Source organism: Streptomyces sp. MBT53, from assembly GCF_016654115.1.
GTDB lineage: Bacteria > Actinomycetota > Actinomycetes > Streptomycetales > Streptomycetaceae > Streptomyces.
In genome coordinates this window covers 1-13,807 of sequence record NZ_JAEQAZ010000020.1, presented here as the reverse complement: position 1 = coordinate 13,807, position 13,807 = coordinate 1, and the positions used below count along the sequence as shown (strand labels likewise).

The 13,807-nt window shown below is 71.1% G+C and carries 16 protein-coding genes and 1 tRNA gene; 10 read left to right on the top strand and 7 right to left on the bottom strand.

The genetic code is table 11. The features are described from left to right. Nucleotides 1-27 precede the first annotated feature (27 nt). Genes JHN45_RS10355 through JHN45_RS10340 form a run of 4 tightly spaced genes read left to right on the top strand, consistent with a single transcriptional unit; the run spans nt 28 to nt 2,479 of the window. The gene (locus JHN45_RS10355; protein ID WP_201048790.1) at nt 28-930 is read left to right on the top strand and encodes a LysR family transcriptional regulator; all 903 of its coding nucleotides are present in this window, start codon (nt 28-30) and stop codon (nt 928-930) included. Nucleotides 931-965: 35 nt separating this feature from the next. Then, nucleotides 966-1,544, top strand: a complete 579-nt coding sequence (locus JHN45_RS10350) for a helix-turn-helix domain-containing protein (RefSeq protein WP_201048789.1) — start codon at nt 966-968, stop codon at nt 1,542-1,544. 5 nt (nt 1,545-1,549) lie between these two features. After that, nucleotides 1,550-2,089 carry a GNAT family N-acetyltransferase gene (locus JHN45_RS10345; protein ID WP_201048813.1) on the top strand — a complete coding sequence of 180 codons (540 nt, stop codon included), beginning with the start codon at nt 1,550-1,552 and terminating at the stop codon, nt 2,087-2,089. A 30-nt stretch (nt 2,090-2,119) separates the two neighbouring features. Continuing rightward, nucleotides 2,120-2,479 carry an MmcQ/YjbR family DNA-binding protein gene (locus JHN45_RS10340; protein WP_200708942.1) on the top strand — a complete coding sequence of 120 codons (360 nt, stop codon included), beginning with the start codon at nt 2,120-2,122 and terminating at the stop codon, nt 2,477-2,479. Between the two features lie 23 nt (nt 2,480-2,502). On the opposite strand, the gene JHN45_RS10335 is transcribed toward JHN45_RS10340, so the two are convergent. Both JHN45_RS10335 and JHN45_RS10330 read right to left on the bottom strand, forming a co-directional pair. Then, nucleotides 2,503-3,423 carry a transketolase family protein gene (locus tag JHN45_RS10335; RefSeq protein WP_201048788.1) on the bottom strand — a complete coding sequence of 307 codons (921 nt, stop codon included), beginning with the start codon at nt 3,421-3,423 and terminating at the stop codon, nt 2,503-2,505. Nucleotides 3,424-3,478: 55 nt separating this feature from the next. Further along, entirely contained in the window at nt 3,479-4,186 is a 708-nt protein-coding gene (locus tag JHN45_RS10330) for a transketolase (protein WP_201048787.1), read from the bottom strand. Nucleotides 4,187-4,344: 158 nt separating this feature from the next. Between JHN45_RS10330 and JHN45_RS10325 the strand changes: the two genes are divergently transcribed. Further along, nucleotides 4,345-4,418, top strand: a tRNA-Pro gene (locus JHN45_RS10325). Between the two features lie 320 nt (nt 4,419-4,738). Here the strand turns inward: JHN45_RS10325 and JHN45_RS10320 are convergent. Next, complete coding sequence (locus tag JHN45_RS10320; RefSeq protein WP_201048786.1) at nt 4,739-6,142, bottom strand: MFS transporter; 1,404 nt, start codon at nt 6,140-6,142, stop codon at nt 4,739-4,741. A gap of 157 nt (nt 6,143-6,299) precedes the next feature. On the opposite strand from JHN45_RS10320, the gene JHN45_RS10315 reads away from it, so the two are divergent. From JHN45_RS10315 to JHN45_RS10305, 3 genes are all read left to right on the top strand, one after another. Then, nucleotides 6,300-7,181 (top strand): aldo/keto reductase, encoded by an 882-nt coding sequence (locus JHN45_RS10315; protein ID WP_201048785.1) that lies wholly within the window; start codon nt 6,300-6,302, stop codon nt 7,179-7,181. Between the two features lie 108 nt (nt 7,182-7,289). Continuing rightward, nucleotides 7,290-8,099: an SDR family oxidoreductase gene (locus tag JHN45_RS10310; RefSeq protein WP_201048784.1), complete on the top strand. Its 810-nt coding sequence runs from the start codon at nt 7,290-7,292 to the stop codon at nt 8,097-8,099. A gap of 22 nt (nt 8,100-8,121) precedes the next feature. Further along, nucleotides 8,122-8,859 (top strand): SDR family oxidoreductase, encoded by a 738-nt coding sequence (locus JHN45_RS10305; protein WP_307783069.1) that lies wholly within the window; start codon nt 8,122-8,124, stop codon nt 8,857-8,859. A 40-nt stretch (nt 8,860-8,899) separates the two neighbouring features. Here JHN45_RS10305 and JHN45_RS10300 read toward each other — a convergent pair whose 3' ends face one another. Beyond that, nucleotides 8,900-9,529, bottom strand: a complete 630-nt coding sequence (locus JHN45_RS10300; protein WP_200712949.1) for a flavodoxin — start codon at nt 9,527-9,529, stop codon at nt 8,900-8,902. Between the two features lie 70 nt (nt 9,530-9,599). Next, nucleotides 9,600-10,451 (bottom strand): aldo/keto reductase, encoded by an 852-nt coding sequence (locus JHN45_RS10295; RefSeq protein ID WP_200712950.1) that lies wholly within the window; start codon nt 10,449-10,451, stop codon nt 9,600-9,602. A gap of 241 nt (nt 10,452-10,692) precedes the next feature. Between JHN45_RS10295 and JHN45_RS10290 the strand changes: the two genes are divergently transcribed. Together JHN45_RS10290 and JHN45_RS10285 are read left to right on the top strand one after the other, a co-directional pair. Continuing rightward, nucleotides 10,693-11,592, top strand: coding sequence for a helix-turn-helix transcriptional regulator (locus JHN45_RS10290; protein WP_201048782.1), 900 nt, complete (start codon nt 10,693-10,695; stop codon nt 11,590-11,592). 4 nt (nt 11,593-11,596) lie between these two features. Beyond that, on the top strand, nt 11,597-12,523 hold the full coding sequence (locus JHN45_RS10285) for a helix-turn-helix transcriptional regulator (RefSeq protein ID WP_200712952.1): 927 nt from the start codon (nt 11,597-11,599) through the stop codon (nt 12,521-12,523). A gap of 22 nt (nt 12,524-12,545) precedes the next feature. Here JHN45_RS10285 and JHN45_RS10280 read toward each other — a convergent pair whose 3' ends face one another. Together JHN45_RS10280 and JHN45_RS10275 are read right to left on the bottom strand one after the other, a co-directional pair. After that, nucleotides 12,546-12,956, bottom strand: a complete 411-nt coding sequence (locus tag JHN45_RS10280; RefSeq protein WP_201048781.1) for a nuclear transport factor 2 family protein — start codon at nt 12,954-12,956, stop codon at nt 12,546-12,548. Nucleotides 12,957-12,958: 2 nt separating this feature from the next. Beyond that, nucleotides 12,959-13,765 (bottom strand): MBL fold metallo-hydrolase, encoded by an 807-nt coding sequence (locus tag JHN45_RS10275; protein ID WP_201048780.1) that lies wholly within the window; start codon nt 13,763-13,765, stop codon nt 12,959-12,961. Between the last annotated feature and the right edge of the window lie 42 nt (nt 13,766-13,807).

The window sequence follows — 13,807 nt, the reverse complement described above, 5'->3', positions numbered from 1 at the left end:
CTCGGACATATTGCGATAATCGGTCCCATGATCGAAGCGCGGCGGCTCCATATCCTCCGTGCGGTGGCCGACCACCGCACCGTGACGGCGGCAGCCGCCGCGCTGTACCTCACCCCCTCGGCGGTCTCCCAGCAGCTCGCCGCCCTGGAGCAGGAGACCGGCCACCGCCTGGTCGAGCGCGGCGCCAAGGGGGTACGGCTGACCCCGGCCGGCGAGATCCTGCTCGGCCACACCAACGTCGTCCTCGCCCAGCTGGAGCGGGCCGAGGCGGAACTCGCCGCCTACAGCTCGGGCGAGGCCGGCACGGTCACGGTCGCCGCGTTCGCGACGGGCATCGCACAGGTCGTGGCACCGGCAGTGGTCCGACTCTCTGCGCTCGCGCCCGGCATCCGCATCCGCGTCCAGGACGCCGAGGGCGACGCCAGTCTGCCGATGGTGCTGGACCGGCAGGTGGATGTCGCGGTCGCCGTCGAGTACCGCGGCGCCCCGCCCGCCGACGACCCGCGCCTGATCCATGTCCCGCTCTACGCCGAGCCCTTCGACGCGGTCGTCCCGCTCGCCCACCGCCTCGCCGGCGCCGACGAGGTCCCCCTCGCCGAACTGGCCAAGGACCCGTGGATCGGCCCCTACCCCGGCAACCCCTGCCACGAGGTCGTCGTCCTGGCCTGCGAGAACGCCGGATTCCAGCCCCGCCTGGAGCACTCTTCGGACGACTTCCGAGCCGTCGTCGCTCTCGCGTCTGCCGACGCGGGTGTCGCCCTCGTTCCGCGCTCCGCCCTGCGCGGCATGGACCTGACGGGAGTCGTCGTACGGCCCGTCGACGGGGTGGCGCCGACCCGCCGGGTCTTCGCGGCCGTACGGCGCGGCACGGAGGAGCACCCGCTGATCCGCCCGGTCCTGGACGCGCTGGCGGAAGTGGCACGGACGTAACCTCGCCGTCTCATATCCGGGATACCGTCCCGGATATGAAGCACGAAGACGAGGTTCCGGACCCCATGGACGCCCGCCTCGGCGCCCGCCTTGCCGAACTGCGGGCCCAACGCGGCTGGTCCCTAGGGGAGTTGGCGGAACGCAGCGGAGTGAGCCGGTCGACCCTCTCCCGTGCCGAACGCGCCGAGACCAGCCCCACCGCCGCCCTCCTCAACCGCCTGTGCGGCGTCTACGGCCGGACCATGTCCCAACTCCTCAGCGAGGTGGAGGCCGAGCCCACCCCGCTGCTGCGCACCGCCGACCAACCGGTGTGGGAGGACCGCACCTCCGGCTTCCTACGACGCTCCGTCTCGCCCCCGCACACCGGCCTGCGAGGCGAACTCGTCGAGGGACGACTGACGCCGGGCGCCGACATCGCCTACGACCGCCCGCCCGTTCCCGGCCTCGAACAGCACATCTGGGTCCTGGAAGGCACCCTCGACGTGACGGCCGGGAACACCGACCACCATCTCGACACCGGCGACTGTCTACGGCTGCGGGTGTGGGGCCCGACACAGTTCCGCTGCGCCGGTCCGGACGGGGTCCGCTACGTACTGGCGGTGGTGCTGCCGTGAGGATGATGAGGACGGAGCGACTGGACGCACCCCAACTGCTCTCCGTAGCGGAGGAGTTGGCGGACCTGCTGACCGACACGGTGCACGACGGAGCGTCGATCGGATTCCTCGCGCCGCTCGACCGTGCTGCGGCCGTCGCCTGGTGGCGGGAGCGCGCCGACGCGGTGAGCGCCGGGCGGCTCGCCGTATGGGCGGCGAGGGTTGGCGAACGGGTCGTCGGCACCGTGAGCCTCGCCTTCGCCGACAAGCCCAACAGCCGCCACCGAGCCGAGCTGGTCAAACTGATGGTGCACCGGGACGCCCGCGGACAGGGCCTCGGGCGCGGACTCCTGACCGTCGCGGAGGACGCGGCGGTGGCGGCCGGCATCACCCTCCTCCACCTGGACACCGAGACGGACAGCGCCGCCGAGCACCTCTACGACTCGGCCGGCTGGACCCGGGCGGGCGTGATCCCCGACTACGCGGCGAGTCCGGGCGGGGTGCTGCGGCCGACGACGCTCTACTACAAGAAGGTGGGGGCGGGGGTACGCACTCCCACCAGGTGATTGTCAGTGTCGGCCGCTATGTTGCGTGTCATGCCGGATGCCGAAGACGTACGCCGTATCGCCCTCTCCCTCCCGGACACGACGGAGAAGATCGCCTGGAGCATGCCCACGTTCCGGGTCGCCGGGAAGATGTTCGTCACGCTGCCCGAGGAGGAGACCTCCATCGCCGTGCGCTGCCCCAAGGAGGAGCGCGACGAACTCGTCCTGGCCGAGCCGGAGAAGTTCTGGGTCGCCGACCACGAGGCGGGCTTCGCCTGGGTCCGGGCCCGGCTCGCCGCGCTGGACAGCGAGGAGGAACTGCGTGACATCCTCGCCGACTCCTGGCGCCAGGCGGCCCCGCCCCGACTCCTGGAGTCCTACCCGGAGTTGGGCCTGCCGTCCGACGGCTGAGCCTCCGTAGGCGCCGGCCGGTCTCAGCCCCGCGTACCGGCGCGCCCGCCCCCGACGAAACCGGCGATGCGTTCGCGCAGTGACCGGGCGTCGAGCCCGTGGGCGGCCAGGTGTTCCTCGACCGTGCCGTAGCGGCGCAGTTCGGGACGGGACACACCCAGGCCCAGTACCCGGTGGGGCCGGTCGGCGAGGGCGTCGTTCGCGGCGGCCGTCGAGGTGCCGGCGAGATACGGCTCGACGAGGACGACATCCGTCCCGGCCGTCCGCGTGGCACGGCGCAACGCGGGCGCGTCGAAAGGCCGTACGGTCGTGGCATACAGGACGGTGACGTCGAGGCCCTCCGTCGCGTCGAGCACGGCGCCGAGCATCGGCCCGACCGCGACGACCACACCGGAGCGGCCCTCGCGGACGGCTATGAAGTGCTCGCCGTCGACCGGGAGACCGTCGGCGTTCGACTGCACCGACAGCCGTACGTACACCTTGTCGTCGCCCGCGGCGACCGCGTGCCGCAGCAGGGTCTCGGCCTCGTCCGGGTGGCCCGGCACATGCACGGTCCAGCCGTCGAGTGTGTCGAGGAGGGCCACATCGCCCGGAGCCATGTGCGTCATCCCGCCGGCGGGCCAGTCGAACGAGGCCGCCGCGCTCACCAGCACCGCGCCGACGCCCTGATGCCCGAGGTCCAGCTTGACCTGCTCGAAGGGCCGCTCGACGAGGAAACTCGCGAAGGTGTGCAGAACGGGCCGCATCCCGGTCAGCGCGAGTCCCGCGCCCGCCCCGACGAGGAGCTGCTCGCGGATCCCGACGTTGATCACCCGGTCCGGGTGGCGGAGTTGAGCCTCGGCGAGAGTGGCCACGCCGATCTCGGCGAGGACGACCGCGACGCGTGGATCCTCGTCGAGAAGCCGGGAGACGACCGGGGCGAAGCGGTCACGCATGGTGTCCATGGAGAAGGAGCCCTTCTTGAGTCATCGGTGAGTGGGTGGGTGAACGGACGGACGATCAGGCGGACTTGGGCTCCACCCGGGCCACGACCACATGAGGCCGCCCGGGATGCGGCGCGGTGAAGGCTGCGTACAGCGCGTCGTGATCGCGGCCGTCGACCGTCACCGTCGACCAGCCCGCGGCCTCGAAGCGGGCGGCGATGCCGCCCGGCCGGGCATGAGTGGCCGAGGAGTTGTCGACGACGACGGTGCCCAGCCGGTCCAGTCCGGCGGGCCCGGCGAAGGCGATGGCTTCGTGGTTGCTGCCCTCGTCCAGCTCGGCGTCCCCGACCAGCACCCAGACCCGCGGCTCGGCGAGCCCCTGCGCGCGCAGCCCCAGTGCCGTCCCGACGCCGATCGGCAGCCCGTGCCCCAACGACCCACTGCCGATCTCGACACCCGGCACGAGCACCCGGTCCGGGTGGTGCCCGAGCGGAGAGTCGTACGAGCCGAAGTCCGGGAGCCAATCCACCGGGACGAATCCCTTCGCGGCCAGTACGGCGTAGTACGCCATCGGCCCGTGCCCCTTGGAGAGCAGGAACCGGTCCCGTTCCGGGTCGCCCATGCGTTCCGGGTCGACCCGCAGCACCCGGTCGTAGAGCACCCACAGGACATCCAGCGTCGAGGTCGCCGCCGGACCGTGCTTCTCGTCGCCGGTCATCAGGCTCATGAGCCGGGGCAGGTCGCCGTGCGTGTACGGGCGGCTGTGTTCCGTGGTGGTGGTCATGCGGACGATCGTGCAACCTCAACCAAACTTCAGGTCAAGCGCTGCGGGGCGGGTCGGCGGGAAGCCGCCCCCGATAAAGGCGTGCGCGATCAACGACGCGAGTGCGGTATTGTTTCCATGCACGTTCGACCAGGGGAAACCCCAGGTCAGACGGGCAACGGGACGTGGCGCAGCTTGGTAGCGCACTTGACTGGGGGTCAAGGGGTCGCAGGTTCAAATCCTGTCGTCCCGACTTTTGAAGTCGCAGGTCAGAGGCCGTTTTCTCGGCGATGGGAGAGCGGTCTTTGTCGTGTCTGCGGGGGTGGTGGTCGCAGGCCTTTCAGCCGGGCCTGCCGGTGGTTCTTCTGCTCGGCCCGGGTGAGGCTCTGTTGGATGGTGTCGACGGCCTCGCGGGCGATGGGGGAGTAAGCCGACGCCGCAGCGGATGTCCTCGACGCGGTCGCCGGGGACCTCGTCCAAGCGCGGCTTGCCGTCGCTCTCGCCGCAGTGGCAGGCGTCGTAGGCCAGGGCGAGCTGCCCATCTCTGCCGAGTCCCTGCTCTGATCCGCCGGATCACCGGCTCGCCGTCGGCCTGAGCAGCAGTCCGCCGGCCGTGGCGGTCGCCACCAGCAGTGCCGCGCCGATGAACAGGCTGACGCGCATGCCGTGCAGGAAGTCGGCCCGGTCGGCGATCAGGGCGCCGAAGACGGCGACGGCGAGGGCCCCGCCGAACTGGCGGGAGGTGTTGAGGGCGCCGCTGGCCAGGCCCGCCTGCTCCGGCCGCACGCTCTCCAGCATCAGTCCGGTCATCGCGGGTACGGCGAGGGCGCCGCCGAGTGAGACCGGGATCATCAGGACCGCGACCAGCCGGACGGGGGTCGTCCCGGGCAGGAAGAACAGGAGCAGCAGGCCCGCCGCCATGATCCACATTCCGGCGGTCATGACGAGCCGGGCGCCGAACTTCCGTACCAGTCGGGCAGTTTGGAGGGCCACGACGCCGGTCAGCAGCGTCATCGGCAGAAACGCGATGCCGGTGGCGAGCGCGGACAGGCCGCGCAGCTGCTGGAAGTAGAGGCTGAGCAGGAACGTCAGGCCGTAGAAGCCGATGTTGAGGGTGAACCCGGCCAGCAGGGTGACGGTCACCGGGCGGGAGCGGAAGAAGGCGAGCGGCAGCATCGGGTGGCGGCCGCGGGCCTGGGAGCGCAGGAACACCGTGAGGGACAGTGCCGCGACCGCGAAGGCGGCGATCACCGGGGTGTCGCTGAAGCCGTACTCGCCGCCCTCGATCAGCGCGTACGTCACACCGCCCATCGCCAGGACCGCGCTGAGCTGGCCGGTCCAGTCGAAGGGCACGGGCCGCCGCGGGGAGCGGGCCACGCGGGTGAGCAGTGCCAGGGCCACGGCGCCGACCGGCAGGTTGATGAAGAAGATCCACCGCCAGTCCACGGCGCTGAGCGCACCGCCGAGCAGCGGTCCCGCCGCCGAGCCGACCGAGCCGCCCAGCGCCCAGAACCCGAGGGCGCGAGCGCGCTGGGCGGCGTCCGGGTACGCCTCGCGGATCAGGGCGAGGGTGGCGGGCATCATGACCGCCGCGCCCGCGCCCTGGACCAGGCGGGCCGCGACCAGGACGGGCAGCGTGGGCGCCAGGCCGCAGGCCGCCGAGGCGATCAGGAACAGCCCCATGCCCACGCCGAACGCCTGCCGGGCGCCGATCCGGTCCGAGACGGACCCGGCGGACAGCAGCAGCGCGGCGAGCACCAGGGTGTAGCCGTCGACGACCCACTGCAGCCCGGTCATACCACCGCCGAGATCGGCGCCGACGGTGGGCAGGGCCACGCTGACGATCAGCGCGTCCAGGGTGATGACGAAGAAGCCGAGCAGTGCGGCACCGAGCGCGAAGGCGGGGGCGGCGGTCCTGCCCCGGTCGGCCGGAGTGGTGGCGGCGCTGCCCGGAGCGGGCGCCTGCGTGCTGGTCATCGGGACTCTCCTGGTGACGTGATCCTTCGAGCTCTCAGCGTGGGAGCGGAGCGGCGGGTGTTCCAGGCCGGGTTGTGCGGGGGTGTGGGATGCGGGGTAGTGACAGGGCCCCTCAGATGAGATGCGGGGGCGTCGGACGCCTGCCTATCGTCGAAACATGTCCCCCCTCACGATCACTCTCAGCAACGGTGTGGAGATGCCCGCTCTCGGGCTCGGCGTCTTCCAGACACCGCCCGATGTCACGACCGCCTCGGTCGAGGAGGCCCTGCGCGTCGGCTACCGCCACATCGACACGGCCGCCGCCTACGGCAACGAGCGGGAGGTCGGCGAGGGCATCCGCCGCTCCGGCCTGGCCCGCGACGAGGTATTCATCGAGACGAAGCTGTGGATCAGCGACTACGGCTACGACAGCGCGCTGCACGCCTTCGACAAGAGCGCGGGCAAGCTCGGCGTCGACCAGCTCGACCTGCTGCTGCTCCACCAGCCCCTGCCCTCCGCCTTCGAGCGCACCCTCGACGCCTACCGGGCGCTGGAGAAGCTGCTCGCCGACGGCCGGGTACGGGCCATCGGCGTCAGCAACTTCATGCCCGAGCACCTGGAACGGCTGCTGGCCGAGACGTCCGCCGTGCCCGTGGTCAACCAGATCGAGGTCCACCCCTACTTCCAGCAGACCGCGCTGCAGCGCCTGCACGGCCGGCACGGCATCCTGACCCAGGCGTGGTCGCCCATCGGCGGCATCACCTCCTACCGCGGCGGCGAGAAGCGGACCTTTGACGACCCGGTCCTGCTGGAGATCGCCGGGCGGCACGGCAAGTCGGCCGCGCAGGTGATGCTGCGCTGGCATCTGCAGGAGGGCCGCTCCGCGATCCCGAAGTCGGTCAAGCCCGCCCGTATCGCCGAGAACTTCGACGTCTTCGACTTCGAGCTGACCACCGAGCAGCTCGCCGCGATCGACGCGCTCGACACCGGCGTACGTGGTGGTCCGGAGCCGGACGCCATCACCCTTGAGGCCTACGGCATCGAGATTCCCGAGGCGTGAAGTCGCTGTGCAGGCGGTGCAGTTCGCCGACGCCTCCCCTCTGCACATCGACTCAGCACACCGACGTACCGCTGACTCCCGTCCTCACGTCACGGAAGAGCCTCCGCCATGACCCGCCCCACCCCTCTGACCGTCCTGGTCGTCGGCGCCACCGGCAGCGTCGGCACCCTCGTCGTCGCCGAAGCCCTCGAACAGGGCCACCAGGTGAAAGCCCTCGTCCGCGATCCCGGGCGCGCCCGGGCCGTGCTGCCTGAGGCCGCTCGGCTCGTCGGCGGGGACCTCACCGATGCCGACTCCCTCAAGGAGGCCGTCGACGGCATCGACGCCGTGGTCTTCACCCACGGCTCCCACGGTGGGCCCGGCCAGGCGGAACGCATCGACTACGGGGCCGGCCGCAACACCCTGGCGGCACTGGGCGACCAGCCGGCCCGGATCTCGCTGATGACCGCGATCGGCGTCACGGGCCGCCCCAGGAACACCGACGGCACGGTCTGCGACGACATGATCACCGACGCCCACGCGTGGAAGCGCCGCGGGGAACGCCTGGTCCGCGCCAGTGGGCGTCCGTACACGATCGTCCGCCCGGGCTGGTTCGACTACAACGCTCCCGGCCAGCTCGCCCTGACGATGCTTCAGGGCGACACCCGGCACGCCGGCAGCCCTGCCGACGGCGTCATCTCCCGTCGGCAGATCGCCCAGGTCCTCGTCTCCGCGCTCACCTCGCCCGAGGCCGACCACAAGACCCTCGAACTCGTCGCCGAGCAGGGGCCCGCCCCCTCCGACCTCGACCCGCTGTTCGCCGGCCTCACCGCCGATGCGCCCGGCTCCCTCGACGCCGCCCTGGACAGCGCCAACATGCCGCTCGACGCCGAACCCGCAGCCGTACGGCAGGAATTGGAAGCCGTCCGGCCCGCCTGACCGCTTCTCAGGGAGGCCCATCGTGGAGAACATCACCGGCAAAGTCGTCGTCATCACGGGCGCCAGCAGCGGACTTGGCGCGGCGACCGCCCGGCACTTGACCGCATGCGGTGCCAAGGTCGTGCTCGGAGCCCGCCGTCTGGAGCGGCTGGAGGAACTCGCCGACGAACTCGGCCTTGACCGCAAGGCGGTCGTGCGGACCGACGTTAGCGACCGCGAGCAGGTGAAGGCGCTGGTCCAGCGAGCCGTCGACCTGCACGGCCGCATCGACGTCATGCTCAACAACGCCGGTCTCATGCCGCTGTCCCCACTGGAGATGGAGCGGTTCGACGAGTGGGAACAGGCCATCGACGTCAACATCAAGGGCGTTCTGTGGGGCATCGCGGCGGCCCTGCCGCACTTCAAGGAGCAGCGGTCCGGCCACTTCATCAACGTCTCGTCGGTGGCCGGACACGTCATCAGCCCCGGCGGAGCGATCTACTCGGCGACCAAGTACTCCGTGCGCGTCATCTCCGAGGCACTGCGCCAGGAGGTCAAGCCGTACGACATCCGCACCACGGTCATCTCGCCCGGCGCGGTGGACACCGAACTGCCCGCCTCGGTCAAGGCCGAAGGCGTCGCGGAGGCGGTCGCCGGCCTCTACCAGGACTACGCCATCCCCGCGGACAGCTTCGCCCGCTGCGTGGAGTTCGCCATGAGCCAGCCCCAGGAAGTCGACGTCAACGAGATCCTGTTCCGTCCGACCCGTCAGCAGCGGTGACCGGCGGGGCCCCCGTCCCGGCCGAAGGTCCTGTGTCCGGTCACGCGGCGGGCAGTCCGATGCGCCGCAGCCAGGCGTCGACGGCGGCAGCGGCGTCCCGGACTTCCTCGCCGCGTACCGCGAGGCCCTCGGCGATCGTCGCGCCGGGGCAGGAGGCGGCGTAGTCGCGTGCGATGGTGCCCAGGCCGCTCATCGCGTGGGTGGTGAACGGGACGACGGCCCTGCCGCGGAAGTCGAGGGCTTCGGTGAACGTCGTCATGATCATGGGGGCGCGGACGTTCCAGACGGGGCTGCCGAGCAGGATCGTGTCGTAACGGCCGATGGCGGCCAGCGGGTTGGCGACGGCCGGACGTGCGTCGGTGTCCTGCTCGCGGACGTTGCGTCGGACCGTCGCGTCGTAGCCGGACGGGTAGGGGTCCGCGGCCCGGATGCGGTGGACGTCGCAGTCGATCCGGTCCGCGATCATCCGGGCCAGGACCTCGGTGTTGCCGATCTCGATGGTCCGGCGGCCGCCGTTGTAGTAGTTCTCACCCGGCCGGGAGAAGTAGGCCAGCAGGACGGTGCGGGCACCCGGTGTGCGTGTGCCGGACCGTGCGGCTGACTCGGATTCGTCCGGTCGGGGTGAGGCAGGTGAGGCGGAACAAGCGCCGATCGCGGCACCGGCCGTCATGACGGTTCCTCCTGTGAGCAGGCCGCGGAGCACCGCGCGGCGAGGGGTACGACTCATCGCCGGTGCTCGCTCAGCCGTTCACGCGTCGCGCGCTGAGCCACTGGACCATCGCCGGGTCGCGGTGGTCGAAGAACAGCGAGGCGCCAGTGTCCAGGGTGGCGATGGCCGACATCTGTTCGTCGGTGAGCTCGAAGCCGAAGACGTCGAGGTTCTCCGCCATGCGCTCGGGCCGGACCGACTTGGGAATCGCGACGACGTCCCGCTGGACCAGCCAGCGCAGAACCACTTGGGCCACGGACTTGTCGTGCTGCTTGCCGATCTCACTCAGCAGCGGGTTGGTGAACAGGTCGTTCCTGCCCTCGGCGAACCCGCCCCAGGACTGGATCCGGACCCCGTGCTCGCGCATCAGATCCTGGTAGTCGGCGCGTTGGAAGAAGGGGTGGGTCTCGATCTGGTTGACCGCCGGGGTGATCTCGTTGTTGATGATCAGATCGAGGAGCCGGTCGGGGTAGAAGTTGGCGACACCGATGGCCTTGGCCAGGCCCTCTCGGTTCAGCGCCTCCATGGCACGCCACTGGCCGTACACATCGCCGTAGGGCTGGTGCATCAGATACAGGTCGACGTGGTCCAGGCCGAGCTTGGCCAGCGACGTCTCGAACGCCCGCCTGGTGTTCTCCTCGGCCGGTGCGTCCTGGACGTACAACTTGGTGGTGACGAACAGGTCCTCGCGCGGTACGCCGCTGTTCTTGATGGCGCGGCCGACGGCCTCCTCGTTCTCGTAGGAGGCGGCCGTGTCGAGCAGCCGGTAGCCGGCCGCGAGGGCCTCGGCGACGGCCTGTTCGGTCTGCTCCGCCGGGATCTGGAAGACGCCGAAGCCGAGGATCGGCATGTCGACACCGTTGTTCAGGGTGACGCTCTGCATGAGGGGTGCCTTTCGAGCGGGACGCGGGTGTGGAGCAAGCACGGGCCGGATGCCGGGCGACGCTCGAACACGGGCGGGAGGTAGGTCCATACGCGACCGGTGCGAAGCCCGCCGGAATTCACCTTCGCGCTCTTTCGCCGCCGGTGGCAGGCCGAGCCGTGCCAGGGGGTGGCGAGCCGGGTAGTGACAGGGCCCCTCACATCCCTGCCGCGCAGGTCAGAGCGGTGTGACACTGAAGGGCATGGCAGCTGAGCAGAGCAGTGACGGCGGCGCCGAGCTGGGCCGGTTCCTGCGTGCCCGCCGCACACAGACGGCACCCGAACAGGTCGGCCTCAAGGCAGGCACTGGCCTGCGCCGCACGCCGGGCCTGCGCCGCGAGGAGCTGGCCACGCTCGCCGGGGTCAGCATCGACTACTACGTACGCCTGGAACGCGGCAAGGAGACCCGGCCCAGTCCCTCCGTCGTCGACGCCCTCGCCCGCGCCCTGCAGTTGGACGACGCCGAACACCAGCACCTGCGCGAACTGGCCGTCCGCGCCGCGCGGTACGCCCCCGAGCCGCCGCCCGCCCCGAGCCGGACGGTGCGCCCGCACCTGAAGCTGCTGCTCGATGCGATGCGTCCGAACCCGGCGTACGTCGTCAGCCGCAGCATGGACCTGCTCGCCTTCAACCCCGGCGGCCTCGCCCTGTACGCGGGCCTCGACGACTGGCCCGCCACCCAGCGCAACCTCGCCCGCTATCTCTTCCTGCACCCCGCGGCCCGCGAGCTGTTCCCCGACTGGGACATCCAGACACGCGCCTGCATCGCCCGGCTGCGCGCCCTGGCCGGCACCGCCCCCGACGCCCCCGACCTGACCACCCTCGTCGGCGAACTCGTCCTCAAGAGCCCCGACTTCGCCAGGCTGTGGGACCGCTACGACGTCACGGGCCGCAAGGCCACCCACAAGACGTTCCACCACCCACAGGTCGGCGACGTCACCCTGGCCGCCCAGTCCATGGACCTGGACGGCACACCGGGCCAGCGCCTCGTCGCCTACGCCGCCGAACCCGGCACCCCCGACCACGACGCCCTGCTCCTGCTGGACATGACCGTTCCCGACCCCGGCAGGCGGCCCACATCCCTTCAAGAGCGGGCAAAATAGACGCATGGAGCGCGCAACGGAGAAGTCCAAGGGCCACCCAACCGGTGCCACGAGCGACCTCGGTGCCTATCTGCGCGCCCGCCGTGCGCAGGTCACCCCCGAGCGGGCCGGGCTGACCGCAGCCCCCGGCCCGCGCCGCACGCCGGGCCTGCGCCGCGAGGAGCTGGCCACACTCGCCGGGATCAGCATCGACTACTACGTACGCCTGGAACGCGGCAAGGAGACCCGCCCCGGTCCCACGGTCGTCGACGCCCTCGCCCGCGCCCTGCTCCTGGACGCGTCCGAGCACGGGCACCTGCGCGAGCTCGCTTCCCGTGCCGCCTACGCCCCCGTAGCGCCGCCCGCACCCGGCCACACCGTGAGACCACAGCTGCTGGCGCTCCTTGAATCCGTGCGCCCGAACGCGGCCTACGTCGTCAGCCGCACCCTGGACCTGCTCGCCTTCAACCCCGGCGCGCTCCGGCTCTTCGCCGGCCTGGCCGACTGGCCGCCGCCGCGGCGGAACTTCGCCCGCTACGCCTTCCTCCACCCCCTCGCCCGCGACGTACTCGACGACTGGGACGAGCAGGCCCGTGCCTGCGTCGGCCGGCTGCGCGCCCTGGCAGGCACCGAACCGGATGCCCCGGACCTGGCCGACCTGGTCGGCGAACTCCTGGCGAAGAGCCCGGACTTCGCCGACCTGTGGAACCGCTTCGACGTCAAACCGCACGCCCCGGACCCCAAGACCTTCCACCACCCCGAGGTCGGCGACCTCCACCTCGGCTACGAGTCGATGCCGCTGGAGCACAGCCACAAGCAGCGGCTCGTCGTGTTCTTCGCCGAGCCGGGCACCTCCGACCACGACAAGCTGATCCAACTCGACGCGGAACGTGGGGAGTTGGGGCTCGACGTGGAGGAGGGGCAGCTGTCCCGGCGCCGGGCGGCCGACTGAGCAGCAGAGAACTCCCGTTCGCTCAGCGGGTCATGGCGTCGCGGACGAGTGCGGTGTCGACGAACTGCTCGAAGCGCACGATGAGTCCGCCGCGTACGACGAAGTGGTGCGCGACGCGGACGTCGATCGGCTTGGCGGTGGACTTGTTGACGGCGGTGTAGCGGGCCAGGACGACGATGTTCTCGCCGTCGACGACGTAGGTGTCGTCGTGGGCGGTCCAGTCGTCCCAGTCCTGGCCGAGGTTCTCCATCACGTGGGAGGTGACCGCGTCGGGGGTGCGGTAGGTGCCGGCGAGGGGGAAGCCGGCCATCTCCGTCCACTCCACGTCGGGGGCGAGGGTGGCGCGGAGGGCTTCGAGGTCACCGGCGGCGGAGGCCAGGTACTGGCGGCGTACGACATCCGCAGGTGCCGTGGATGTGTCGAACTCGGTCATGGTCAGCCCCACTTCATCTCGCCCTTGGCGACCTTCGCCCCGATCTGGGCGGCGATCAGCATGCCGTTGTCGGGGTAGCGCTTGACCAGTGCCTCGGTGAGCGCGGCGCCGTCGGTCGCCTTGCCGAGTTCCTCCTCGAAGGCGAGGAGGTAGTCGCGGGTGGCGGTGATGGCGGAGGCGTCGGCGGCGGTGCCGGGCAGGCGGTGGCCGGGGACGACCAACTCCGGTTTCAGGGCGGTCATTTCGTCCAGCAGGTCGACCCAGGATGCGCGGTCGTCCGGGGTGGGGGTGTCGGCGACCCAGACGTGTTCCTGCTGGAAGAGCAGGACGCCGCCGAGGAGTGCGCGGTGCTCGGCCTGCCAGAGGTAGTGGCGGTCGGGCAGGGCGGCCGGGCCGCCCTTGAGCTGGAAGGTGTGGCCTTCCAGGGTGAGGTCGCCGGTCAGTGGGGTGAGGTCGACCAGGCGGGTGGGGAGGTTGGGGCCGAGGGCCGCCCATGCCTTGAGCTTGCCTTCGTAGGAGTGCCGGATGTGCTCGATGACGAGTGGGGTGGCGAGGAACGTCGCGTCGGGGAAGGCGTCGGCGATCACCTCGGCGCCGAAGTAGAAGTCGGGGTCGGCGTGGCTGACGAAGACGGTGGTGAGCTTCTTGCCGGAGTCGAGGATCTCGGCGGCGAGGCGGTGGCCGTCGGCGCGGGTGAAGGCGGCGTCGACCAGCAGCGCCTCGTTTTCGCCGGTGACGAGGGTGGCTGTCTTGTTCTTGCTGCCGGCCGGGAAGTCGAGGTCGAGGACCTTGAAGGCGAGCGTGCTCATGCGGGGGCTCCTTTGCGCAGGGGATGGGGTGGGGTGGGGGGC